18 protein-coding genes are annotated in these 24,615 nt (G+C 52.1%); 4 read left to right on the plus strand and 14 right to left on the minus strand.

Going from position 1 to position 24,615, the window contains the following annotated elements; all coding sequences use genetic code 11:
• Positions 1–45: 45 nt before the first annotated feature.
• Positions 46–2,025: a M1 family metallopeptidase gene (locus tag AC6I9Z_RS15980; protein WP_461458851.1), complete on the minus strand. Its 1,980-nt coding sequence runs from the start codon at positions 2,023–2,025 to the stop codon at positions 46–48.
• Between the two features lie 400 nt (positions 2,026–2,425).
• On the opposite strand from AC6I9Z_RS15980, the gene AC6I9Z_RS15985 reads away from it, so the two are divergent.
• On the plus strand, positions 2,426–2,845 hold the full coding sequence (locus AC6I9Z_RS15985; protein ID WP_461458853.1) for a hypothetical protein: 420 nt from the start codon (positions 2,426–2,428) through the stop codon (positions 2,843–2,845).
• 43 nt (positions 2,846–2,888) lie between these two features.
• On the opposite strand, the gene AC6I9Z_RS15990 is transcribed toward AC6I9Z_RS15985, so the two are convergent.
• The 3 genes from AC6I9Z_RS15990 to AC6I9Z_RS16000 all read right to left on the minus strand — a co-directional run bounded on the left by AC6I9Z_RS15990 (position 2,889) and on the right by AC6I9Z_RS16000 (position 7,121).
• Positions 2,889–3,926 carry a hypothetical protein gene (locus AC6I9Z_RS15990; protein ID WP_461458855.1) on the minus strand — a complete coding sequence of 346 codons (1,038 nt, stop codon included), beginning with the start codon at positions 3,924–3,926 and terminating at the stop codon, positions 2,889–2,891.
• Positions 3,927–3,941: 15 nt separating this feature from the next.
• A complete protein-coding gene (locus tag AC6I9Z_RS15995; RefSeq protein WP_461458857.1) occupies positions 3,942–4,985 on the minus strand; it encodes a hypothetical protein in 1,044 nt (347 codons plus the stop codon).
• Between the two features lie 102 nt (positions 4,986–5,087).
• The gene (locus AC6I9Z_RS16000) at positions 5,088–7,121 is read right to left on the minus strand and encodes a sensor histidine kinase (protein ID WP_461458859.1); all 2,034 of its coding nucleotides are present in this window, start codon (positions 7,119–7,121) and stop codon (positions 5,088–5,090) included.
• On the opposite strand from AC6I9Z_RS16000, the gene AC6I9Z_RS16005 reads away from it, so the two are divergent.
• The gene (locus tag AC6I9Z_RS16005) at positions 7,106–7,744 is read left to right on the plus strand and encodes a response regulator (protein ID WP_461458861.1); all 639 of its coding nucleotides are present in this window, start codon (positions 7,106–7,108) and stop codon (positions 7,742–7,744) included. The two genes, AC6I9Z_RS16000 and AC6I9Z_RS16005, sit on opposite strands and share 16 nt — an antisense overlap.
• Before the next feature lie 60 nt (positions 7,745–7,804).
• Here the strand turns inward: AC6I9Z_RS16005 and AC6I9Z_RS16010 are convergent, their stop codons facing one another.
• From AC6I9Z_RS16010 to AC6I9Z_RS16045, 8 genes are all read right to left on the minus strand, one after another.
• The gene (locus AC6I9Z_RS16010; RefSeq protein WP_461458863.1) at positions 7,805–8,608 is read right to left on the minus strand and encodes a DUF1036 domain-containing protein; all 804 of its coding nucleotides are present in this window, start codon (positions 8,606–8,608) and stop codon (positions 7,805–7,807) included.
• Complete coding sequence (locus AC6I9Z_RS16015) at positions 8,605–8,964, minus strand: hypothetical protein (RefSeq protein WP_461458865.1); 360 nt, start codon at positions 8,962–8,964, stop codon at positions 8,605–8,607. Before AC6I9Z_RS16015 ends, AC6I9Z_RS16010 begins: the two co-directional genes overlap by 4 nt.
• 39 nt (positions 8,965–9,003) lie before the next feature.
• On the minus strand, positions 9,004–10,356 hold the full coding sequence (locus AC6I9Z_RS16020) for a hypothetical protein (protein ID WP_461458867.1): 1,353 nt from the start codon (positions 10,354–10,356) through the stop codon (positions 9,004–9,006).
• A 180-nt stretch (positions 10,357–10,536) separates the two neighbouring features.
• On the minus strand, positions 10,537–11,211 hold the full coding sequence (locus AC6I9Z_RS16025) for a hypothetical protein (protein WP_461458869.1): 675 nt from the start codon (positions 11,209–11,211) through the stop codon (positions 10,537–10,539).
• 659 nt (positions 11,212–11,870) lie between these two features.
• Positions 11,871–13,313, minus strand: coding sequence for a carotenoid oxygenase family protein (locus tag AC6I9Z_RS16030; RefSeq protein WP_461458871.1), 1,443 nt, complete (start codon positions 13,311–13,313; stop codon positions 11,871–11,873).
• 49 nt (positions 13,314–13,362) lie between these two features.
• The gene (locus AC6I9Z_RS16035) at positions 13,363–14,808 is read right to left on the minus strand and encodes an NAD-dependent succinate-semialdehyde dehydrogenase (RefSeq protein WP_461458873.1); all 1,446 of its coding nucleotides are present in this window, start codon (positions 14,806–14,808) and stop codon (positions 13,363–13,365) included.
• Complete coding sequence (locus tag AC6I9Z_RS16040) at positions 14,805–15,527, minus strand: TetR/AcrR family transcriptional regulator (RefSeq protein WP_461458875.1); 723 nt, start codon at positions 15,525–15,527, stop codon at positions 14,805–14,807. Before AC6I9Z_RS16040 ends, AC6I9Z_RS16035 begins: the two co-directional genes overlap by 4 nt.
• 210 nt (positions 15,528–15,737) lie before the next feature.
• Complete coding sequence (locus AC6I9Z_RS16045; RefSeq protein WP_461458877.1) at positions 15,738–18,185, minus strand: TonB-dependent receptor; 2,448 nt, start codon at positions 18,183–18,185, stop codon at positions 15,738–15,740.
• Between the two features lie 231 nt (positions 18,186–18,416).
• On the opposite strand from AC6I9Z_RS16045, the gene AC6I9Z_RS16050 reads away from it, so the two are divergent.
• A complete protein-coding gene (locus AC6I9Z_RS16050) occupies positions 18,417–19,736 on the plus strand; it encodes a carotenoid oxygenase family protein (RefSeq protein WP_461458879.1) in 1,320 nt (439 codons plus the stop codon).
• A gap of 209 nt (positions 19,737–19,945) precedes the next feature.
• On the opposite strand, the gene AC6I9Z_RS16055 is transcribed toward AC6I9Z_RS16050, so the two are convergent.
• Entirely contained in the window at positions 19,946–20,443 is a 498-nt protein-coding gene (locus AC6I9Z_RS16055) for an Lrp/AsnC family transcriptional regulator (RefSeq protein ID WP_461458881.1), read from the minus strand.
• Positions 20,444–20,524: 81 nt separating this feature from the next.
• On the opposite strand from AC6I9Z_RS16055, the gene AC6I9Z_RS16060 reads away from it, so the two are divergent.
• Positions 20,525–21,136, plus strand: a complete 612-nt coding sequence (locus AC6I9Z_RS16060) for a LysE family translocator (RefSeq protein WP_461458883.1) — start codon at positions 20,525–20,527, stop codon at positions 21,134–21,136.
• 545 nt (positions 21,137–21,681) lie between these two features.
• On the opposite strand, the gene AC6I9Z_RS16065 is transcribed toward AC6I9Z_RS16060, so the two are convergent.
• On the minus strand, positions 21,682–24,612 hold the full coding sequence (locus AC6I9Z_RS16065) for a TonB-dependent receptor plug domain-containing protein (RefSeq protein ID WP_461458885.1): 2,931 nt from the start codon (positions 24,610–24,612) through the stop codon (positions 21,682–21,684).
• Positions 24,613–24,615 lie beyond the last annotated feature (3 nt).

Here is a 24,615-nt window from a genome sequence, read left to right on the forward strand (position 1 = left end):
TGAATTCACCCTATCCCGGCTTGCCTGATTTTCAACAAGGCACGTTTAGTCTGACAGCGCAGTTCCCGCAGACCCCTCATATTGAAGTGTCTTATCAACATTGCCGCGCGTATAGGCGTGATAGCTGCTACGCGTTTCGGCATAGATGCGCCGAGCGATCGGCTTGCCCCAATCCGTTTCGTTGAGTGCTGTGAACAAGGGGCTGACAAACTTATTGCGCCCCACTGTTGCCATAAAGCGTTCGGCTTGCGGGACGGCCGGACCATATTCATTGCTTAGCGCTGCCTCCAGCCACAAAAACAACACTTCATTGTTGCCAGTTTGCGAAAGCCCCAAGGTCGTGTCTATTGCTGCCAGTTGCTCCTCAGACAATTCCTGAGGGAGTTCCTCGAGGAAGCGTCGCTGCTCTGCCGCCGTCCAGTCACGCCAGCCATCGACATTGGGCAGCGTTCCCTCGTTCGCATAAGCTGCAACCGCGCCGTCCACTTCAGCAAAGGCCTGCGGATCGGGTTTCCAGGCGTTTTCCGGCAGACCGGTGCCATAAACCCATTCGTCCAACATCAATCGTTTTTCCAGTTCAGCATCGTCACCGATCAGCTTCTCGCGCAGATCAGCCAGGAACATTTCGGATGTCACCGGCTCAAATGCGTGACTGTCAAACCACTGGGTCAGCCAGGCATCAAATTTTTCGCGGCCGATGATATTCTCCACCGTGCGCAGGAACACTGTCCCCTTGTCATAAATCGCGAAGCCTTTGGTATCGAACGGGCTTATTGCATCGGGTGTGCGCATGGCTGTGTTGGGACTGTCTGCTCCGATATCATCGATGCCGCCGACCAAACCGGCATAGCTGAGAGCATATTCTTGCTCGGCGCGTTCTTTGCCATAGACTTCTTCGACGATACGGTTCTCGAAATAGGACGTGACCCCCTCGTTCAACCATCCATCGCGCCAGCTCGAATAAGTGGTCAAATTTCCTGACCAACTATGTGCCAATTCATGTGCAACCAACCCATTGTTAGAGCGATCACCCGCAATGAATGTCGGTGTGAGAAAGGTCATCACCGGGTTTTCCATACCGCCATAGGGGAAGGCTGGCGGCAGGATGATCATGTCATAGCGACCCCAGCGATAGTCACCGAACAATGCAATCCCAGCGTCGATCATCTCTTCTGTGTCGCCGACTTCTTGCGCAGCAGCTTCGATGACTTCGGGTTCTGCCCATACTCCTGAACGCGGGCCAAGCTCCCGAAATTCGATATTACCCGCTGCAATGGCAATCAAATATGGAGGGACCGCGTTGTTCATCACGAAGCGAAAGTCACGGCGGTTCCCGTCCTCTGGTTCGGGATCGCCCTGAATCACACCGCTCATGACGACATTCAGAGGCTCGGGCGCCGAGATGGTCGCTTGCCATGTCTGACGGATTCCGGGGCTGTCCTGAGTCGGAATCCAAGTACGGTTATTGATGGCCTGTCCTTGGCTGAAGATGAAGGGATGCTTGCCACCAGCTGTCTGTTCCGGGCTTAACCACTGCAAGGCCTCGGCTCCAGGAGCAGACACATATTCGATCACGATCCGGTGTGTTGAGGCAAGTTCACCCTCTGCCAGTTCGGCGTCTCGCTCCAGTTTCTGAGCCGGAAGCTGGATGGTCAAGGGTTCGCCCTTGCCTTCGACCGTCTCGCCAAGATCAAACATTAGAGCATTGCCAGCTTCATCCGTGACCGCAGAGACGCGAAGGCCATTGGAGTCGAGTATAATCTCGCTTGCCTCATCCGCCGCTAGCACATCCAGAGTGGCCGTCCCGCCGATAGTTTTCGCATCGAAGTCCATCGCCAGATCCAGGTCGATATGCGTCACACGCGCCTCTTGCGGCTTCGCAAAAGTCTGATCATCAAACGCTTCTTCACTTGTCAATATTGGCGCGATTTCGCCCCGTTGATCCGTGTCCTCCGAGACTAGGCCACCGCAGCCGGCAAGGAGGAACAGAAACGGTAATATAAGAAATGAGACGTGAATGCGCATAGGGAAATCCTGATCAGAGAGAATTTTCGGTTGATTTACATTATACGCAGCTGCTTGCCAGCCCCTGATACAATAAAATATCCCCCGTCAGAATTCGATAGACGGACCGTTCCGGCTTTTCCAAATTTCTAATATCCGCTTTTGCGCACAAAGCGGATATTAGAGGTGCGGCTGCTTCATCTCAAAAGCGAACGTTAGACCCAGTCAAAAAAAGACGGAATACTGGTTATCCTCCAAACTGTATGATGCATAGGCATTCAGTATTGGGATGGAGTTGAACTGCTAGCGACCTCCATTCCTTAGCCGACAATGGTGTCTTTACACCATTCGCCGCCGGTCAAGACCGGGCTATGCTAGTGCAAAGAACCCGTGAAGAGAGGAACCTACTTTGGCCGCCATTATGACAAGCATAAAGGTACTAATCCGCATTGCATTCGCCTATTTTGCCGCCTGCCTCGCCGCCTCGCTCGGGATATTTTTGATTTCCAGCATCATGACGATCGGGCAACCGCTTATGGAAGGCGTGACCTGGGGTGAGGATATCGCGAACCAGGCGGGCTATCTACCTGTGTTCGCTGCCATGGCAGGGATTCTTGCCGCCCCTGTCGCTCTGGTCGCGATACTTGTTTCTGAAATCCACAAGATCACAAGGCTGTGGTTTTTTCTCTTTACCGGAGCTGCAGCCGGGATCCCGGTCCTGTTCCGCGGTGACCAGATAACGATGATGCGTGCCATCGAGGATTATGCCACGCTTGGTCCAATTGGTGCTGCAGCAGGTGCCGCATTCTGGCTTGTTCGCCATCGCAGATGGCCGGTTTGAAACGCGTCGGACAGCAAAGCTGGATATGGCTGACAGCTGATACCTATTTCTTCTTGCAGTTTTTGATTTTGATTTCGGGGACGCCGGGACCTGTCTTGCTGTCGATATATTTCCTGTTTCCCACAAAGATGAATGGAGCTTTCCTGAGCTTTCCCGCCTCAATGTCGTAATTTGAAGGTGTTGCCCCCGGAACAAACAACCAGCGAAACTCCGCTTTGTCTGACAGATAAATGTCCGATTTCTGCCGCCAACCCTGTATCTTGCCATTGTCAACATGTGCGTAAAAATCTCTGAGGTCATAACCATGTAAGTCAACAATCATGTCGGCTCGCGCTGAAATGCGGTGCCAGCCCCATACCGTAACGCCGGAATTCTTGTTTCGGCTCGACCTTGCAAATGCAACTCTTACCGGAGACGTACAGGTGTTGGTTACTCGATAGTGATATTTGCTCCGGAAAGATTTGGGTTGTTCTTGCCGAATTGTTCTTGGTTGACGTGTCGGCGCGTAGGTTTCTGTCTGTTGTGGCGCGCGCGGGGGTTCTGGAGCTGGGTACCGGCTATTTGATTGCTCTTCCAGATAGGCATTGGATGAACAGCGCTGATATTGCTGTGTGCAATAGCCCCGCGAATAGCATCCGCCTGGTTTGGAAGGGCAGCTCCTTTGCATGCTGATGCGCGTTGGTTTACGACCGCACGCTTGAATTACCGCTCTCTCCTCATATCTTTGAACATTGCTCGCACTGGGCCCCCTACCATTGTTAAGATTACTCTTAAGCCCCGGCAATGTGCTCAGTCGGCGGTTTTTGCAGTTGTCATATTTTCTGACGACATTGGCTTTGCACTGGTCCGTCCGTTTTCTCTCATACTGCTCATTTGCCTTGCAACGGTTGGAATTAATTTCACAGCTTTCTCGAGCGATACGGCATTGGTTTTCCGCTTCTCCGATGGTTTGAAGCAGTATGGCAGGAATTGCGGGTGACGCATGTGCGCGGTTGTCCGGCGACGGTGGCGGCATAAGCAGAGAAACAACAACCAGCACAGCTGCAACAAGCCCGGCTCCAATATAGCTTTTTCTGCCCATGTACTTTCTCCGCTGTTATCGCTGTCCGTGACCATGATCCAGAAAATCTGCACCATGTGTTTTCAGTATTTCGGAAACCGCCTCGTTGCCCGCAAATTGCTCGACATAAGCACTGTGTTGCATCTTTGCTTCATCACACCCCACTTTTTGCCAGCTATCTGCAACCTGCTTGTCGCGATCCCGGTTTCCGCTGGTTTCACCAGCAAGATGACTACAGATCTCGAGCCGTTCAAAATGCAGGACGAGCCCATAGGGCAATCGGTTCGACTTGTTGCCCAGCTTTGCCATGTCGGCCACGAAAAATCCTTTAGGACTTGCCGAATATTGACGCCCATCAGGATTGGCGGTTCGCCATGCCGGATATTCAATGCGCTGGTGAGGTGCGGCCTTGATGCTTGTCACTGCGCTACCCTCGATAAAGGTAAAGATGATTTCTCCCCGCTTGCCAGAGGACCAGAACCCGCCGGTCAAATTCATCGCCACCCCGGGTTCTATTATCGAGCTCAGCATGAAAAAAAGATTGCCTTCTGCGTCGGCCATCACCGTCAACCTGTAATTTTGATCAATACCGGCATATAAAATATCCTTGCCCATCAGGCAGTCGAGATTTGTGAAATTATACCGCGGAACATGCACGCTGGATAATGTTACCATGGATATTTGGGCCGGATCGCCCAAGGCGCCCGGATTTATGAAATGCAGTTCAGCAACGGCCTCATCACTTTCCGGTTCAATCAGCCTGTAACGTATCTGGCTGACCCCGGCATCCGGTTCGCTCAGTTTCAATTTGGTTGGAGCAATCTGCTCCCCCTCTCTCAGCTCAAAAAAATCAAGCGTGCCATCACCAGTATTCTTGAAGGCCATCAGATCATCATGATTTTCGCCGATGCACATGCTGTCGACTGATCTATATTCGGAAAGGTCATCTGCATTCGTCCGCATCATGTAGAAGCCGTTCTCTGTAGTCGGAAGGCTTTGGGCCAGAGTCGGGGCAGGTGTGAACAGGAAAGCTGCACTGATGATTGCGCCCGCTAAGTTTCTTCCGACAAAAATACACATGTTACACCTCCTGACAGACGTGCATCATAGGCCCTTTGACATCCGGCCTACATGGTGTGAACACACTATTATCTTCGGCCTGCTAGCCCTCATCCCCGCGAACTATTGCGAATCCAGGAACAATTGTGCGACGGTGCCTTTTCCCGGGACGCTACTGAGTTTCCAGACACTCCCGATTTGTTCCGTCAAATCACTCACAATCGACAGGCCCAGGCCCTTGCCATCGGGATTGCCGGCAGAAATTTCCTCGCCCCGCTGACTTCGCGTTTTCGCCGTTTTCAACTGTTCGGCCGTCATTCCGGGACCTGTGTCGTGAACTTCAAATATTAACTGCGTGTTCCGGCGACGAATGCCCACAACTATGCGCGCGCCGGGTGCATAGGCAATGGCGTTGGCGACCAGGTTGCTGAGTATCCGCAACACCGCAACAGAGTTTGCCGTCATTTGCGCGGAAGACGGAACGACTTTCAATTTTATGTCAGCGGCCTCTGCCTCTTTTGCAAAAATCGTGGCTATAGCCTGAAGGATATGTGATGCGCTCATCAGCCGGTTCGGCGCTTCCGGCACCTGGCGGCGGTCCTCGCTGGCCTGGTTCAAATTCTCTTCGACCAGCGATTCCATATATTGGAGCGACTGTTCAATATGGTCGATTTCACTTTTATCGGTTGTCTTTTTGTCCGATAGATTGTGTATCACGGACCGCAGAGAATGCAGCGGTTGGCGAAGATCATGCGTGGTGTTAGCAACCATCCGGTTGGAATTTTCAACCATCGCCTGTGCCAATTCATATTTCTGCTCGAGCCCGGCCAGTCTTCCGGCAAGCTCGAAATTGCGTTCCGCGGATGCAGCCCGCTGAACCATCAGTTGTTCGCGCTCCTTGCGCAATTCCGACACGACGCTGACGCAAGCAACGCCCATCATGAAGGCATCAAAGATCATTGATGTCCGCATGGTATCCAGGGTTGCCGACCGGGTCACTTCAATATCAAGCCAATGAGCGGTAAAGGTGGTCAAGGACGCTACGACAATACCTGACCAGCCGATCACGAAAAAGAGCACCCTTCGACCCTTTGTCCGCAAGGCGGACAATCCCGCAGACAGAAACAGCATCGCGCACAGGGTAATGCTGATCGTCATCAGCTGCTTGATCAGTTCGCTATCAACAAAGACCGTCACAAGAACCATCAGAACTTGCAGCAGGATGATCCCCAGCAAAATTCGGTCATAAACGGGAAAATCGTCCCGGGTGTTCAGATAGCTGCGCGTGAACTGGGAGGCAAAAGCCGTCAGTGCCGCCGCCAGCGGAAGGGAAGCAAAAGCATTCCAGCGCGGCCAGTCTGGCCAGAGGAACTGAAACGCATATCCGTCGCGATGGAAAATATATATCAGGACGGCAGCAGCATAGAAGAAATAATATATAAATATCCGCGCCGGAGCAAAAATGGCCGCCGCTATGCTGGCGATCAGGAACATGCCGATGATACCATAAAACCCGAAATTTAAAGCCATCTCCCGGTTAGATCTTGAGTTGAAACTGTTCAGCGTTTCAATCGACATGGGCAAAGCGGTCAGTCCGCTTGTGCGATACCGGACCCACAAGACGGACTGCTGACCGGCTTCAACTGAGAATGGCACGGCCAGTTGATGGTAATCAATCGGGCGCGTTCGAAAGGGCATCTCGGTGTTTTGCCTCATCAGGCTTTGGGTTGAAGCCCCGACCTGTTGAAAGACTTCGATCTCGCTGACAAAATTTGTCTCGATGGCCAGGATACGTTGCAATTCCTCATTGCCGGTGTTGCCGAGCTTCAGCCGCAGCCAGATCGCTCCTTTCTGAAATCCGAAATTGGGTTCTGATTTTGCGACCTGCCGGAAGCGAAATTCTCCCTGGTCCTGTTGAAGCTGCGAAAGCGTCAACTTCTGTTCGGGGTCGAGCAAATAACTGATATAGCTTGTAATTTCACGATTTGGATCATCCTGACGCAATTCGACAAAATCGGACGCATCCTTACTATTTACGGCAAATGCTGGTTTTTCGGCAAAAAAGATGGAAAGAAGGCAGATGGCAAGAATCTTGAGCGCAACAGGAAAAGCTTGCCGGCGGTTCGGGTCAGGGATGGGACATGGGGCAGAAAGCATATTCAATCATCCTCGTGGACGACCATGACGTGGTCCGTCAGGGAATCAAGATGCTTCTCGAAAATCACGGTAGCTTCGATGTCGTCGCTGAGTGCGCAGATGGAGGTGCGGGCCTGGAGAGAGTGAAACAACTTTCTCCAGATATTGTCCTTCTCGATATCTCCATGCCCGACGTGACGGGTATCGAGATACTGGAGGAGGTGCGTCGATGGTGTCCGGACACGCGAATTGCCATTCTCACGGGCCTGACATCGCGCAAGCTGTTGGCCCAAGCCTGGGATAATGGTGTGGATGGAATTTTTCTGAAAACATCAAATTCGGGAAATCTTGCCCACGAACTTAAACTGGTTTGCGAAGGCAATCGGCGACTGCCCCCGGAAGTTGCCGATCTGCTGACCGAAGAGAAAGAACAGGAAAAACTGACCCAGCGGGAATCCCAGATACTTTTCGCCATCGCACGCGGCGAAACCAACGGGACGATTGCCGAAAGACTGGGCATCAGCGCGAATACGGTCGACAACCATCGATCCAATATCATGCGGAAGCTGGGCGCCCATTCCGTCGCTGAATTGCTGGCACTGGCTTTGCGCGAAGGCTTGCTGGATAGTGCGAAGCAGACCTGATTGCCTCTCATAGATGGCCCCATCTCATGATGCTGGACCGACAACTGCCGGTGACAGCTGCTAGTTGAAATTGAACGTATTTTCTACGCCTGGATCAAGCCGGAATTCAAACGTTTCCGCGAGCCACTGATCTCGTCCTGTACACGCCATTTTGTCGGCGTCCAAGTGATCAAAGTCCGACGGGTGCAGGCAGAAGGCATAGTTGCCTTTACCCCAGTTCACCCGGTCCGACGTTGCATGGAGGTAAACCGTATCCTCATAGGGATCGCCATTGCGATAATGCGGAAACTCGATGCGTTCGCAGCGACCGCGTGGCAGCCGGATCCAGCCTTGTGCACGCCAGTTCTTGCGTCGCCGGTTCTCGCCCCAGTCGTGCCACACCCAAGCCGCGTATATCGTATCTGTGCGTGATCGGTTGCACATGCTGAGCGCAGTATGCTGGGCTTCTCCTCTCCCATTTCCGGCTGACGGTGGAGGTTGGCGACGTGGCTGTTTGCGCTGTACTGTATCTCGGCCACAATGCAGCGTCCGACCATGTAAATGGTAGCGGGATGTGCCACGAAACTTGCGACAAGCCTCAGCATAGCCAAGAGGTTTGTAATGGGCTGGAGTAATAGTGCCATATCCCATCTTCTGGGGAATGTAGCAGCCCCATTTCTTGCGCTTGGAGTCCCACTTGGCAACAATTTTGGTCTGCAGCCCCCGCAGCAAACCGGTGCGGTATTTGCCGTCGCAGAATTTCGAAAGATTGATCGATGATCCACCAGCCTGTGCAGGCTCAGGAAGCGATATCCCGGACAGCGCGAGGCAAATGGAGAAACTTAACGCGACCAGCGCAGTTTGGCGGAGAAACAAAACAATCATCTATGGTCATTCCGGCCGCAGACGACCCGGCCCTCTCCGTGCCAGTGGAAATCCGACCGGCCCGTCGTGAAGTGACACAGCTCATTCAGGTTGATCCAGAAAGTCCGGCCTTTGACTGATGTATTGAACCCCATGGAGTCCGCTTCCCGGCATTCCATCCGCTTTGTGCGACTGTTGTAGCCGAAGCTCCAACGCGGTTTTACCCCTTTCAAGGCACCCGTCCGATATTTGGCTTCGCAATAGGCGCGATACTGGGGCGTGGCTCCACTGGCTTGTGCCGGAGCGCTCCAGACGGACGCCATCATCGGGGCTATCAGAAGGGTTGCAGCGGAAACGGTTTTGATAATGCTGGTCATGTTCATTCTCCCTCGGCAGATCGACCCGGATAAGCGCTCCTATTTGCACTTCCGCTTGTTGAGCCCGAAGAGCGTGGAAAAACCCTTGCAGGTCGATTTACCGATATTGCTCACAGTCTTTCCGACCTGTTTTGTGCCATGATTGACCTGCTTGGCGGCATATTTGGGATCAGTCATGAACCGGGCGCCATCTCGCGTAGTTTTCACAGCGGTTTCACCGACATATTGCACCGCGCCAACGCCGGTTCGGGCAACACCTGTCACGGCCCGATTCACGTTGCCCGGGATTTTTCGCGGGTCGCGGATGGACTCGCCAACACCGCGTGTTGCGCCATAGAGATTCTGTCCGAACCGCTCTGTCGCTCGCCCAGCGGCTATGACAGGGTCACCGCCATTGGCAAAGGTTTGCGCCTGACCGAAAGTCATGTCGACGCCATATTCGCCAATTCCGGTGCTGTGCCCACCAAAGGCCTCTGTACCCATATCGATGGCCGAAACCTTGTTCGACAGAGATGTCGCGGCGTAACCAGTTCTGGCGGTGGATTTTATCCGGCTTGTCCTGCTCATATTGCGGGCGCCCTGACCGCGGACTGGCGCTCTGCCCGCACCCGGATAGCCATTGTTACGATAGCCTGCACGCGGTTGGTAGTGGCGGGTGCCACCGGTTGGTCCCGTCGCCACTGGACGGAAACCATTGCGCTGTCCACGCGTAACCTGTGCCTGGCGTCCGCGCTGCTGCAAATCCCGGCGCTCGTTTGGTGTTAAATCGTATTCGTCCCGAATTTGATGTCCCGGCCGATCCCGACGGGCATCATAGCCGCGCTGTTCCACTTCCTGCAGATTGCCGGTTCCGGCCAGTCGACCAACATGCTCGCGATAAGCTGCACCCTGGAAATCCGTGCCGCGCGGCGTGCGTGCCCGACCACGCTGGTGGCGTGTAGTGCTGCGCTGTGCAGAAGGATGACCGTTATTCTGATACCCCTGTCTCGCGCCGCGTGCGACTTGTGCATTGCGGCCCCGACGATCCAATTGCTGTCGCTCGGTCGGCGTAAGGTCATTCACATCATTAATCTGCTGTCCCGGCCGAGCACGACGGGCATCATGGCCCCGCTGCTCGAGCTCCTGAAGGTCGCTATTGGCCGCCAGGTCACCGACATGTCGGCGATAATCCGGACCATTGAAATCTGGGTCGGCAGTCCGCCGGGCATCCCGTCTCCGGTCTCGCGCCTGATTGCCGCGCCGTTCCAATTTGCGCGTTTCGCTGCTATTCTTTTCGAACAGCGCGTTAAAACCTTCTGCCTGCGCCTGCGCCGACTGAACCCCGGCAAAGCTGGTTATTGCTAACGCTGCCGCTGTCAGTGACAATCCGGAATGCAATCTGATCTTTCTCATGCTCGTTCTCCCCGTCTCTGGCGATGCAACAATAATGTGGAAAAGTGGCCCAAAAGCCCATAGTGGAATCACACCATATTCGCGGAAAATCGTTCATCTGCAGTTCATTGGTTTTTTAAAAAAACCACTTCTATACAGTGGTTTGTACTTGTCTTCGTCCAGAAGTCATCAGCCAGATGCTCAGCAGTCCACGCCGCCGGTTTTCACTTTGCCGGAATATCCGGACTTGCGGTCAAACCGTTTCTCGATGGCCCGCATGAAACGCGGCATTAATGATGGAATACTGCCACATGATCCGCTGCTTTTCAGGCGTAACTCATATACCGGAGTGGTCTTGGAAATAGCGTTCTTTGGCAGGATATCAATATGCACAAACCGGGAATAGACGGTCCTGTTCCGGACCTCCTGCGTATATCCGGTAATGCCATATGTCGGATCCGTGCCCCGCACGGTGCTGTTGATAACCTGCTGTCCGGGATTTCTGTCGTCTACCATGGTAGAAGTGGTTTGACTTCCATAAGTCGTACCCCATTGCGGGACGTTATAGGTGTAGGTAACGGGACGGCCATCATCGATGCCGTAATCCAGATAGGCGATATAATCTGCCGGCTGACCGGGTTCGACGACTCTCAACCCAGCTTCCCGCATGATCGCAGTCAAGCGCTGCGCATAGCTGCGAAATTCGAGCGAACTGTCCAGTTCCGGTCGCCAGGAGACCACAGAGAATGTAGCCGATGCCGGAACAGATTCGAGCGTATGGAACTGCGACAGGTTACTCCTGACAGACCCACCGCCCAGACAGGCGGAAAGGGTCATACTCGTGACGGCAATTAACAACAGGGTTTGCGGTCGCATATTGGGTCTCCTGAATTGATGTGCCGCTAGTTCTAGGGCTGCTTGAGCCACCGCGGAATAGTGCAATCACACCATTTGGCAGCTAGCAAAGGTCGGTTAGATTGAGAGCATCCCTGAAGACATTTAGTCTCGTCGAAGGAGTGATCTAATGCCACTTTTGAAACAAACTATCTGGGATTAGCGATCATGCTGGCTAGTTCTGCGAGCCCTCTGCCTGCCCAATCGAAGGACAGTCTGAGTCCGGTTTTCCGCACGGACCGGAGCCCCACAACATATTTATGTGACGACAGTTTCCGCCTTCAGGTCTCATGGATGTCCATTGATGCCAACCAGCTTATTTCCGTCACGCTTCCGTCTCGTCGAAGCCCTCAAAAAGCCGGACACTACTCCTGCCCTTATCCCAAAGCGGTAGCGGTGTGCGCTATGCCACTGACCTTGCCAGTTTCCACATAAAAGGCGACCAAGCTGCTTTTACATCGATCGAGACCGCTCTTTCCGATGAGGTCCGTTTGCCAAACTGCAGGACATCCCATCGAGCATTGGCAAGATAATTGTGAGGCCATGTTTGAGAAGTACCAATGATCGATCTGGCCTGGACATAGCATTCAGCTTTCGGCTTTTGAGCAAGCCATAGATTGGGCCCGCTGACTGACTTTTCGTTACGCAAAAATAGGTTCAGCTAGAGAGCCGTCCGCGCTGTAATAATTGCAGTGGAAACCGCTCGGGATGCGATAGGGGATGATGACCCTAGCTACAGGGCCTGCGGCAACGTCTTGTGCCTGGAAGATTGCCAATTCAGTCGTGTTGGAATTGGCTGGATGGATCAAGCTCATTGCATAGCCATCGGCTTCTTCAGTTGACCCGGTCTTTGGCGCGAAGACCAATTCACCGCAGCCTGCGCCATTGCCAAAGTGGTAAATATCCTCTTTGCCGGACTTTGTATCGAAGTGGATTACGCCATCCATTCCATCCACGCGTCCATCGACCGAATTGAGATTGAGGTTGGCATAACCGTGGCGCGTCTTGCGCGTCATCATACGGTCATCCGGGCGCGGGAACTGGATGTCGCGATCGTTGAGGGTTTCTTCTTTGATGTCATTGGTCTTGCCCGTTAGATCAATGGTCCAACGTCGTAATTCCAATGCTGTGTCGCCATGGGTACTTTGCGAGCCATCATCGTTCGGGAAAAGTGCAGTGCCATTGGCGGCCGCGACATCTGCGATCAACTTGCCATCTTCTTCCCAAGCGTTGAGCTCATGGAACATGTGCCGGCCCGGCATTTCCAGCCAGCGAATATCACTGGCGCTTCCATGCCTCGGGAACAGGGCAAAGCGCGAATTGCGTCCCTTGACCCATGCCTGCATCGGGCCGCCGTTCATCGCGCGATCAAGGCTAACCTCAAGCGGGTTGAACGGCACCAAGACCCAGTTTTCGGTAACAAGTGCGGTGTGAACCATGCTCATATATGGCGCTTCAAACGTGAATTGATTTGTGATCTGGCCGTTCTTGTCGATTACTTCATAGCGGATTTCCGGTTTGCCCTGCGGTCCGTTTATCATCCATCCATAGCTCATCATCTCGCCAGTGGTAAGATCGACGGTGGGATGCGCAGAAAATGGCCCGGTGATCGTCCCGCCATAATCAAGATAATCGCGCGTTTCGAGGCTGCGCGGATCCATTTCGATGGCAGGACACCCCTCCATAACGGCCATCAATTTACCATTGTGGAGAATGATATTTGTATTGCCAGTGTTGTAGCGGACGCCCTGCACGCTCGGGTCACTGGTTGCAGGATCGCCAAAAACCCCAAACAAACGTTTGCCTGCCGCCAGTTCAGCGTCAAATTTTTCAGTGCGCACCCATTTGTTGCGCATCGACACACGGCCATCCTCGAAAAAAAAGCCGTAAACCATCCCATCCCCATCAAACCAGTGATAGCCTTCTGGCGGATCGTAGAGCGGCTCTGAACCTGTGCGATAGAATACCCCGTGCAGATCTTCTGGCAGCTCGCCTTCGACAATCAAATCGGGCGCGTGCGCTTCGAACCGCATCGGCTGATGGTGGCCTGTGAGATAGGGGTGATCGGAAAAGGGTTGTGCCATGATATCGTTCTCCGTTTAAGAAATTGCGCTTGTGTGAACTTTGGATTGATCAGGAAATGCCGCCCATCAAAGCGTATTTCAGCTCCATATATTCATCGAGCCCGTGCTTTGAGCCCTCTCGCCCAAGCCCGGATTGTTTTATCCCGCCAAAAGGTGCGACTTCAGATGAGACGATGCCATCGTTAATCCCGATCATCCCGTATTCGAGCGCTTCCATTACCCGCCATACACGCCCCAGATCACGTGCGTAAAAATACGCTGCCAGACCGAATGGCGTATCATTGGCAATGCGAATTGCCTCCTGCTCATCGGCAAAGGTCATGATTGGAGCAATCGGGCCAAAGATCTCTGCATTGGCAATATCCATATCCTTCGTGACACCGGTCAAGACGGTTGGCTCGTAGAAATTTCCACCCCTATCGCTTGATCTGCCGCCGAGACGCGCAACTGCTCCCGCAGCGATCGCGCTTTCGACCAAGGTGCTGACCTTCGAATGGCCTGCATCGTTTATCAGCGGACCAATCTCGGCTCCTTGTTCCAGACCCGGCGCAACTTTCAGTCCATCAATTCTGGCGGTAAGCTTCTCGGTAAATTCCTCTGCCACGCCTTCCTGGATGACAAATCGGTTCGCGCATACGCAGGTCTGGCCAGCATTTCGGAATTTGGAGGCTATTGATCCTTCAACAGCGGCATCAATATCTGCATCGTCAAAGACTATGAAAGGTGCGTTTCCGCCCAGTTCAAGACTCACTTTGGTGACATTTTTCGCCGCCTGCCTCATCAGAATTTTTCCGACCGGCGTAGAACCGGTGAAGCTCAATTTGCGGATACGTTCATCGCTGCAAAAAAGTTTACCCACGGGAGCAGGGTCAATGACCGGAATGATCTTGAAAACCTCTTTGGGAACGCCCGCTTCTATCGCCAATTTTTCCAGCGCAAGCGCGGAAAGCGGAGTCGCCTCCGCTGGTTTCAAAACGATTGAACAGCCTGCTGCGAGTGCAGGTGCGACTTTGCGCGTCACCATCGCGATAGGAAAGTTCCACGGCGTTATTGCTGCACTGGTTCCAACCGGTTGCTTTATGGTAAGGACCCGTTTGCCTGCAGCAAAGCTGGGAATGGTTTCGCCATAAGCGCGCTTCCCTTCTTCGGCGAACCATTCAATGAACGCGGCGCCGTAGGATACCTCAACCATCGCTTCCGTCAGCGGCTTGCCACACTCCGCGGTGACCAAATGTGCCAACTCCGATTGATGAGCCATGACCAAATTGAACCATTTTGTTAAAATGGCCCCGCGCTCTTTCGCAGTCCGAGCCGCCCAAGCATGTCGGGCGTCATCCGCGCCACCGATTATCTGAGAAATCTCATCGAGGCCATATGCGCGCACCCGAGCGATAATTTCTCCCGTAGACGGATCATCAACGGGAAGATCTCCGCTGACAAGGTCCAATCCGCCAAGCAATTTTTGCATCGCGATGTCGACCGGATCGTCTGTCATGAGGGCTTAAAATCCGCAGAAAATTGACTTTGGAGCGCATTCCGCACTTTATCGGAATTCTCGCTATCATGAACTGTTGCGGACGGCGACTGAGTACCCAATTTGCCTAGGCTTGTAACAGGTTCGCTGTTCAAGAAGAGAGAGATGATGGCGTCCGTGAACTTCTCAATCTGCTCTTCTTCGAAGACATCAATACCGAATGTTGCTTTGATATGGGGGGCTAGAAGAAAGATGGAGTTAGACGCGTGCGTCACGATGAAGTGCAGGTGGATGGCAGATACATCTGAAGAATAGACACCTTCGTCCTGAGCCAGCGAGACCCACTCCATTGATTTCATTGAGAACAGAGCAAATTTCCGCTCGTTCATCCAATCGAGCATCTCGCCACCTTGAATGGTTTCAAACATTGAGATGCGATGTAGCTCGGGATAGCGAGCGCAAAATCGCACGTAATTGCGGGTTGTACTCTTCACCCTGTCATATGGTGTCATGTCCCGCCACTTGTCTGAATCGACGAAAATAGCTTCAATCAAATTGTCTTGCAGATGAGTGAAAACAGCCTGCCAAAGCCGTTTCTTTGACCCGTAGTGATAGGTTACGCTTGCGATATTGGTGCCAGCCAAATCAACGATTTGACGAATTGAACCGCCAGCATAACCATGGTTGCTAAACACCTTGATCGCAGCTTGCAGTAACTTTGACTTTGTCGTGTATTCCATTTTTGTTTGCATCAGGTCTCACTTTTGGATTCTGCAAGAAAGGGCGGTATCGATGATCACAGGACATTGGTTTTGTCCCAGCTTCCAACGACAATACAATGCTATGACTGTAAATCGCAAGACAACCTCCGAACAGAATCAGGAAGAAAAGTTGGGTGCCAACATGGTTTCCAGCACCCAACTACGGGATCAGTCGGAAGAGAACGCCAACTAAAATTTAAAGCCAACCTCGACAAACACTTGCCGGCCTCGATTCAGAGTTACCAACCGGTCATCAGTTCCGGGCGCGCCAAATGGGGGCGGAGCGGAGGTGTTGATGAAAATTTTGTCCGTGAGATTGGTTCCAATCAACGATAGCGTCCATTTCCCGTCCGGATCACCGATCGATATTGAGCCGTCGATTGTAAAGAAATCGTCCTGGACGATGTCGCCGATGTTTGTTGCCGGATCAAGTTCGGTTGGGCTGGTGGTCGTTGTGAAGTACTCATCTGTGTAACTGATCACCGAATTGAGCCCAAGCTCTAGCGAATCGCCAAGGGGAATATCCCAATCGATAGCCACATTGCCGGACCATTCAGGTGCTCGAGCAGCAGCGCGGCCATCCAAATCCAAACCATTCACTGAAACAAAGGTGTCGCTGAAGGCGGCATCAAGATAAGCGACAGCACCGCTTAGGGTAAGTCCATCGAGTGGCGTAGACCAGCGCCAATCAACATCGATACCTTGCGTTGTGGTCTCACCAGCGTTGAATGTCGAAAAGTTGAAAATATTGACATCAAAATTCTGAATTTGTTGGTCAGAAAATACATAGTAAAATGCGGTTGCGTTGAGTGTCAAAGACCCGTTGGCCAATTGCGAACGAACACCAATTTCACCACCAGTTGAAGTCTCTGAATCGAACCGAAGAGAGTCAGCAGCAGCTTCAGCAACTGCCGGATCGGGATCGTTCAATAACAGTACCGCTCCTGTTGGCAGAGTGTTGTTATCGACACCACCTGATTTGAAGCCAGTCTTGAACGCTGCATAGACATTGAAATCATCAGTTGGCGAGTATTTCAACACCACCTCGGGAGAGAAATTGCTGTCGCTGAATTTAATCGGGCCAGCAAAAAAGCCAGACGGGACCGCTCCCAACGGACCGGAGATGAACGAATGAACAAACGGAAAAGCAATCGTTGTGCTCTTTTGTTCATCGGTCCAGCGAACACCTCCGGACAGGTTGATTGTGTCGGTCAGGTCGAGCGAACCACTTGCATAGAACGAGATTGCCTCGGCTGAGAGAGGGCGATCCGCCAACCAGTCAAACGTAAAGCCAGTGGCGGCGTCCGGTCCCAGCAAGATCGATGGCAGAAACGCGTTTTGAGCCGTTAGCAGCCCGCTATCACGACTTTCCCAGAAGCCACCGAGTTGGAAATTGAACGGGCCTGCAAAGTCGCTTGAGAGACGAAATTCCTGAGTGTATTGCTCTAGAGTGTTGACAAACGGTGCCGTAAATCCAGCGGCCGTGCCATCTGCGTTTTGGCCAGTTGTGTTGAAAGTGTCGTTGTAAATATTGTCCAGCTCAACATAACCTGAAAGCAATGTCAGAGTAAGGTTTTCGGTCAATCCGATATTGGCCTCTAAACTCGCAAAGAACAGATCGGTGTCATTAAATGCCTGAGTGACATCACGTCCGCCGAGGTCCAGTCCGTCCGGGGCAACGTTAATCCTGGCATCACCATCAGGTCCGGGGAACAGATTGTCGGAAATATTACAGTTATGGGTGGGCGCAAATGACAAGCCAAACACCGCCAGGAATGATGGCTCCGGCTGCCCGTTGCCGCCGCAAAACATGTCAGTGAAGCCGTTCAACGTCTCCGAACGCTGCCTGTTGTAATTGACTTTGAGGGTTGCATCGAACCTGTCCGAAGGCTCAAAAGCGAGCGTCAGACGGCCGATAAAATTGGTCAATCCCTTATCGCGATCGAGCGCGGGCACATTGTCCTGCAGCTCCACGAACTTATCAATGTCTTGATATTCGGCGGCGACGCGGATGCCCAAAGTATCCGTTATCGGCCCGGAGATGTAGCCGCCTACTGTATATCCCTCTTCTTCGAATTCATAGGAGACAGTCCCGGATACTTCCCAGTCTGGCGTTGGGTTCGCGCTGCGCAGAGTTAACACACCTGCTGAAGTCGACTTGCCGAAGAATAGCGGCTGAGGCCCCTTCAAGACTTCCACCTGCTCCAGATCGAAAAACGCTGATTGCAAGATCCGTTGCGTGCTCACGGCTATACCATCGATATTAATTGCCACTGCGGAATCAAATGCATTCGAAATGTTGGAAGAGTTGATGCCGCGGATACCAATCTGCGCACCGGCGCCAGAACCACCGACCTGTACTGAAAGAGCAGGCACGCGGCTAACGAGATCAGCGGCCTCATCAATGCGGAAGTCATCAAGCGTGTCACCACTGATAACGGCCACTGCGACTGGAACATCCTGCAGGGTTTCTTCCTGTTTCCGAGCAGTCACGACGATGAGGTTGCTATTGGACTCATTCTCCTGCGCAGTCTCACCCTGAACCTGAGCGATGGCCGGGTTGGCCATGCCTATTGCCAGAGTTGTAGAAATAGCAACGCTTGCCGTCCGCAGGCACAATCTCTTCTTGAATGACATCTTGTTTCTCCCCTCCACGACGATGCTTTTTTGCATCTGTTACGCGATTTAAACCGGCGAACATCAAATGTTGGATTTCGCCGCAATCCTGAATGAGAAGCTAATAATCCCGTTTTCAAAAGATACTCTCAGAATTGTTATGATCGTTTGAATTGATAATATGGCATGCAGGACAATGTGATCTGCTGCAGTGAATGGCAGGCAAATTCAGTGCGAGAGAGGAGCAAAATTTTGACAAGAGAGCATTCCGATGCACCTTTTTGGATGGCAGGGAACTTTGCGCCGGTCGAAGAAACTGTCGAGACAGTCAATCTGCAGATAACCGGCGAAATCCCAAAAGAGCTGAACGGAAGATATCTGCGCAACGGACCGAATCCGCGTGCGCACCCAAGCGCCGACTGGTTCCTAGGCGAGGGGATGATCCACGGCGTCAAAATCAGTGACGGCAAAGCCCATTGGTATCGCAATCGCTATGTCCAAACGCCCCTTTTGGATTTCGAAAAGATCACCAATGAGAACAGACTTGTAAGAGGAAACTCCCTCGCAAACACCCATATCGTGGGACATGCGGACAAGATATTGGCGCTTCAAGAAACGCAGATTCCCATCGAAATGTCTGATGATTTGGAAACCATCGGTCCATATGATTTTGACGGAAAATTGGCAGGCAATATGACGGCTCACCCCAAAATTTGCCCCAAAACTGGAGAAATGCTGTTTTTTGGCTATGGGATAATGCCTCCGTTTTTGACCTATTACCGTGTCTCGCCCAGCGGTGAATTGGTCCAATCCGAAATCATTGACGTCAAAGCAGCGACGATGGTTCATGACTTTGCAATCACGGTAAATTTCGTTCTTTTTATGGATCTGCCCATGCTTTGGGATTTAGAGAAATTGGGTAAACCGGGAATCCCGATCAGCTATGATGAAAGCTATGGTGCGCGGCTCGGCGTCATGCCGCGCACCGGCAAAAGCCAAGACGTAAAGTGGTTCGAAATTGACCCTTGCTATGTCTACCATACAATGAATGCCCATGAGTGCGGCTCGCGGGTCGTTTTTTACGCGCCCCGAATGGTCGGCTACACCTCGGTAGGAATGAAAAATCCACCGGTACCAAAGCTTCATCGGTGGACAATAGACCTTGATCAAGGCTCGGTTACAGAAGAACAACTGGATGACCTGGGTGTTGACTTTCCGGTGACTTCGCCGCTGCTGGTCGGCCGGCCACACAAACATGGATATGCTGCAGAGTTTGATACTGGTGGCGCCCCCAATATCCTTGGTTTTCACAAGTATGATATGGAGACAGGAGCGCGCACTTGCCATCGTCTCAAAGATGGGCGGTTAGGAAGCGAGGCCATTTTCGTCCCTGCCGACAATCCAGGCAGCGAGGATGACGGGTATCTGATGGCCTTTGTTTTCGATACCACCGAACATCTGAGCGAGTTGGTCATCCTCAACGCGGCGGAAATGTCTGATGAGCCAATCGCGCGAATACATTTGCAGGCGCGTGTACCTGCCGGTTTTCATGGCAGTTGGATTGGCGATTAGATTGCAACTTTCAGTGTCCTGCGCGTTGGCAGTTGGAGTGGGAGGCTCTTATTGGCCAGTTTCTCGCCAGATGCCTGGCCGCCGGCCATGCTGCAGTGGTAATTTCAAAGCGCCATTATGACTGTTTAGGGGTCGTTAGGAGAAAGACTGATCACCGGTTGTCTAATGTCCGCTTTCGTGCCCTAAGCGGGCGTTAGCTTAGAACTGATTCAATCCAATTCTGCTTGCGGTCCACGCTCTAACAAGGTCGTCAAAACAATATGGCTCCTTGTGTTGGTAACATCACCAAATTCACGCATCCGGATCAAAAGTTTGTCGAGGCCATTAGCATCTTTGCATCGGGCCTTTATTAAAAGGCAGGAATCTCCGGCCACGCTATGAATTTCTTCAACATCAGCATCTTCATGTAATCTGGCAAAATTGTCTCGGGCTTTGGTGCCGGTATAGTTCACATGAATGAAGGCGAGAAACGGGCGTCCTATTTTCGTGCCGTCTAAATTGATGGTGCTTTTTGTAATTACGCCCGCGGTCTTCATTTTCTTGACCCGTTCGTGCACCGCGGGTGCTGAAAGATGCACTTTTGCACCCAGATCGGAATAGGATTGCGATGAATCTTCGGCTAGCGCGGTTAACAGCTTTCGGTCAGTATCATCGATAATCAGTTCCGTAGAGCGTTTTTGCTGAATGCTATTCGTATCTTGATCCATAAGCCATAATTTCCTTGAAGCAGAATATCATTAGGCAATACCTATATATTGCTAAACAATATTCTGCAATGGGAGTTATCTATGGAATTGGGAATTTACTTCATCTTCTTCTTTACCACCGCCGTTGTGATTTTTGTCCCAGGCCCTGCTGCAATCGCCATCGCGGCCCAGGGGGCTGGCAATGGCCACAAACGTGCAACCTTTGGAGTATTTGGCGTAGCAGCCGCTAACGCGGTCTACTTCATTTTGTCCGCCACGGGTATTGCTTCACTACTGATCGCATCGGCGACTATTTTTGCCGTGATCAAATGGGTTGGTGTCGCATATCTGGTCTATCTTGGTTTAACAGCCATCTTTAGCAAAACCGGTGGCATTCAGTTTCCCACGGGCAAACTGCAATCCGCCATTTCTTTGTTTGGAAAGGGATTCATAGTCGAATTTGCCAATCCAAAAGCGCTTCTGTATTTCGCAGCAATTCTCCCGCAATTTCTGGATGTTTCAAAACCCATATTGCCTCAAACCCTTCTTATGGGTGGCACTACCGTTGTGCTCGATCTGATCTCTTACAGTTTATATGCCTACGCTGGTGATCGGTTGACGAGTGGCCGCGTCAAAGAATGGATCGTGCGCTTGATCAATCGCGTCGCTGGCGGTGCCCTTTTACTTGCAGGAGCACGAATGGCGACCGTTTAAGCACACAAGTTGGACTTATAAACGCGCACAGAAAGGAGCGATATGACCGAAACATTCCCTCCCATCGAACCTTATGAAACAGAGTCTCTAGGTGTTGGTAACGGCCACAGGATATTTATTGAACAAGCCGGTAACCCTATGATTGGCATAAATGGGTAATTTCCAATGGCCGCTTTTGCGCCCAAAGCGGAAGTTAGAGAGCGCTCTTCGAGCCTCGAAATAAGCATCGCTTTCGCCCTTGTATTAGGAAAGAAAGTGTTCTGTACAGCCGACCCTCATGCATTCTGCCCGACGGCATCGCCGACAGAAGCCCGTGCGATTTTCTGTCCAAATTTTAAGTTAATCGCCTTGCGCAATGCCACATCTCCTTCATGGAACCATGAAAGATAACCGGTTGTTGATAGTAATCGATAGGCGATACTCCTCTTGAACCGCGGACAAGCTATATAAAAAAAGGGGTAAGCACTGCTGCTTACCCCTGATTTTCTAGTCAGAATCGAGAGAGAATGAACTGACTAGCGGGCTATCCAGCCTGTCCCCACAGACTAGAAACCAACTTTGGCGCCAAGCCTCCAAATCCGACCCAATGGGTTACCCGTAAATGGGTTGTAACCCAGCGGTGTGCGTGCATCTGGCGCATCTGCATCGGTGAAATTCTCGACCGAGAATTGCAGCTGTGCATCGAAAGCGTTGATTGGCAAGTCATATGCCAGATGAATGTCATGTTGAGTGAAGCTGGAAATATTCTCTCCAAAAAACGTTGTGCCAAAGTTCGGAACAACCTCAAAATTAGGTGTTTCCGCATAACGTTCATCGCGAACACCATCGACATATTTCACACCATAACGTGCATTAAACCCACTGATGTTGAAGTTGACATATGCATTGCCTCTCCACGGAGCAATGGTCCCCGGATTGCGATCGAGATTAGCCAAGCCGACCGCACTGAACCCGGCGCGCAAAAAGTTGCCGTCGAGAGTGAAATCGCCAACATCATAAGTCAAAATATGGCTGGCATTCGCACCTAAGGTCAGAACGCCATTGCCGATATCAGTTGTGTAGCTTGCCGCAAAATCCAATCCGGTTGTTTTGGTTTTTGGACCATTGACCCATTGGCTGAACACACGAGAGATATTCAAACCTGTCGTAGTGCCCTGAACACAAGCGCCACCGTCAAACGTAATCAAATCTACAAACGGACTTGAACAATCAGCAAGGCCACCGGGAACTGGAACAACACTGCTGGCAATGGCTTGGCCATCAGTCGTGGTGATTTCGTCTTTGAAATCAAAGCTCCAATAGTCCACCGAGAAGTTAAAGCCTCCAAAGTCGACAATAGCACCGGCATTATAGGTGAAGGCCGTTTCTGGACCGAGATCATCCGGATTGCCAAAAATATCGACCGCCTTGAAGTTACCAGCTGCGGCCGCAAGTCCCGCGAGGGATGTCACGCCAGCGACAGATACCTGAGATGCAAGAGGTGCGCGGAAGGTTGTACCAACGGACCCGCGAAGCACTAACCAATCTGTAGGCTCCCAACGTATCGAGCCTTTCGGATTGAAAGTGGAACCAATGGAACCACCATAATCCTCGAAACGAGCTGCTGCGGTGATTTCAAGCGTATCGCTAATCGGAACGGCAACTTCTGCAAAGACCGCTTTGACATCCTGTGTAAGGTCAATGTTTCTCTGGCCGCCAAGGAAAATAAAGGAACCGGCACCCTGAAGCGCAGGGTCACAATCCTGCTGCCCCAAAATTGGGCAAGGATTCAAATCCAGGTTACCGAATGAATTGAGCGGCTTGTTGTTAAACCGGGTTTTACGATATTGCGCACCAGCTGCCCAACCGATCGCGCCGCCGCCAAGATCTAGTCCCAGTTCACCGGAAAAAATCAAGTCTGCGACGACCGTATCCTCGCTTTGATCGTTACCATTTTCTTCGGTAAGCCAATCGACAAGCGCTGGGCTATTTTCAGCTCCGGGAACATAGAAGGGATTGTCGAGATCCAGCGCTGGATTACGCGGTCCTGCGTTGGAAAACGGGTTGAACCACAAGCATCCGGGCGACCCTGGCGTAACGCCGTTACAATCCGGACCACCAAGACCGTTCAATGCTGACTGCAATCTGGAACCCACGATACCAGGCGAACCGCCGCGACGATCATAGTTCATCATCGTGAGCGAGAATTGCCCTCGGAACGTATCCGAAAAATCCTTTTCGAAAGTACCGGAGAAGCGATAGGCTTTACTGTTCACAAACTGGCGCCCCGATCCTCTTGTCTCGTCGAGTGGATTTCCCAACCAACCAAATGGCCGCCAGAGGAAAATGCCAATGGCAGCGGGCGTCCCAGTCAGACCGTTTTGCGCCACAAAGGGTGCAACGCCTGGGTTATCTGGGGATACCGTAAAGCCGCCGCCTAGTTGCGCTCCGCCTGGCCCCTGAAGAGGTGGATAGCCGGGAGAAGTGCGGATGAAGTCAAGATCGGTTTGCGCATAGGTAAATTCACCACGGAACCGGAAAGTATCGGACAGGTCTACATCCGCTTGAATATAGCCTTGATAGCGATCTGTATCTTCGACAAGATTGTCAAACGGAATAAAGCTAAACCGGCAAAGTACACCATCTGGAACGCCTCCAAGCTCGCCACAGCCTCTGTCGGGCTGCAGCGCCACACCCGGAGCGATGGGAACTGCACCTCCCGCTCCAACGACGGTAAATGTACCCGGCGTGGCCAGGGCAGACCATGCTGCTGGATTCACTTCATAGGGTTGAGATGCGTAATCACGTTCGGTCGTAGGTAATTCCGAACGATGCTGCCAGCCGAAGCCAGCCAAGATGTTCACATCGCCAAATGTTTTACCGACCAATATCGAAGCGGTATAATTATCATCGGAACCATTGACGAACTCATAGTCGCTTTTGATTTCGACACCTTCAAAACCCTTTTTGGTGATGAAGTTGGCCACACCAGCAATAGCGTCGGAACCATAAGTCGCCGCCGCGCCATCTTTCAGAATTTCAATCCGTTCAAGCGCGAAAAGAGGAACAGCATTTGTATCGCCAAAACCGCCACCGACGGCACCCGGTGCGGTAAATGTCCTTCTGCCATTAAACAGCACCAGAGTACGTTGCGGGCCCAAACCGCGCAGGTTGATGGAGCCTAGTCCCTGATTGCCTTGAGCGGTCGTAGAAAATTGATTGGTGTCGCCAAGTACGCTGCCGACCTGAGGCAGATCCTTGATAAATTCAAGTGGGGAGGAAACACCTGCGGTATCCAAATCCGCCGAAGAGAACACATCCACCGGTTGCGCTGCATCTTCAGGCGTGCCGCGAATGAAGCTGCCTGTTACGACGATGATATTTTCGTCATTATCCGCTTCTTGCAAGTCCTGTGCATGAGCCATATTCGGTGCGACCGTGGCCGAAAATACGACCGCGCTAAGCGCACTTGTGCAACGCAAGAGTGTTTTATTCATGAT

Source organism: Parasphingorhabdus sp. (assembly GCF_059726685.1).

Bases quoted from the DNA above. Each gene is read 5' to 3' on its own strand.
- AC6I9Z_RS15995 (WP_461458857.1), bottom strand. From the start codon at position 4,985: ATGTGTATTTTTGTCGGAAGAAACTTAGCGGGCGCAATCATCAGTGCA.
- AC6I9Z_RS15990 (WP_461458855.1), bottom strand. From the start codon at position 3,926: ATGGGCAGAAAAAGCTATATTGGAGCCGGGCTTGTTGCAGCTGTGCTG.
- AC6I9Z_RS16020 (WP_461458867.1), bottom strand. From the start codon at position 10,356: ATGAGAAAGATCAGATTGCATTCCGGATTGTCACTGACAGCGGCAGCG.
- AC6I9Z_RS16065 (WP_461458885.1), bottom strand. From the start codon at position 24,612: ATGAATAAAACACTCTTGCGTTGCACAAGTGCGCTTAGCGCGGTCGTA.
- AC6I9Z_RS16015 (WP_461458865.1), bottom strand. From the start codon at position 8,964: ATGACCAGCATTATCAAAACCGTTTCCGCTGCAACCCTTCTGATAGCC.
- AC6I9Z_RS15985 (WP_461458853.1), top strand. From the start codon at position 2,426: ATGACAAGCATAAAGGTACTAATCCGCATTGCATTCGCCTATTTTGCC.
- AC6I9Z_RS16035 (WP_461458873.1), bottom strand. From the start codon at position 14,808: ATGACAGACGATCCGGTCGACATCGCGATGCAAAAATTGCTTGGCGGA.
- AC6I9Z_RS16005 (WP_461458861.1), top strand. From the start codon at position 7,106: ATGGGGCAGAAAGCATATTCAATCATCCTCGTGGACGACCATGACGTG.
- AC6I9Z_RS16030 (WP_461458871.1), bottom strand. From the start codon at position 13,313: ATGGCACAACCCTTTTCCGATCACCCCTATCTCACAGGCCACCATCAG.
- AC6I9Z_RS16060 (WP_461458883.1), top strand. From the start codon at position 20,525: ATGGAATTGGGAATTTACTTCATCTTCTTCTTTACCACCGCCGTTGTG.
- AC6I9Z_RS16025 (WP_461458869.1), bottom strand. From the start codon at position 11,211: ATGCGACCGCAAACCCTGTTGTTAATTGCCGTCACGAGTATGACCCTT.
- AC6I9Z_RS16040 (WP_461458875.1), bottom strand. From the start codon at position 15,527: ATGGAATACACGACAAAGTCAAAGTTACTGCAAGCTGCGATCAAGGTG.
- AC6I9Z_RS16055 (WP_461458881.1), bottom strand. From the start codon at position 20,443: ATGGATCAAGATACGAATAGCATTCAGCAAAAACGCTCTACGGAACTG.
- AC6I9Z_RS16010 (WP_461458863.1), bottom strand. From the start codon at position 8,608: ATGATTGTTTTGTTTCTCCGCCAAACTGCGCTGGTCGCGTTAAGTTTC.
- AC6I9Z_RS15980 (WP_461458851.1), bottom strand. From the start codon at position 2,025: ATGCGCATTCACGTCTCATTTCTTATATTACCGTTTCTGTTCCTCCTT.
- AC6I9Z_RS16000 (WP_461458859.1), bottom strand. From the start codon at position 7,121: ATGCTTTCTGCCCCATGTCCCATCCCTGACCCGAACCGCCGGCAAGCT.
- AC6I9Z_RS16045 (WP_461458877.1), bottom strand. From the start codon at position 18,185: ATGTCATTCAAGAAGAGATTGTGCCTGCGGACGGCAAGCGTTGCTATT.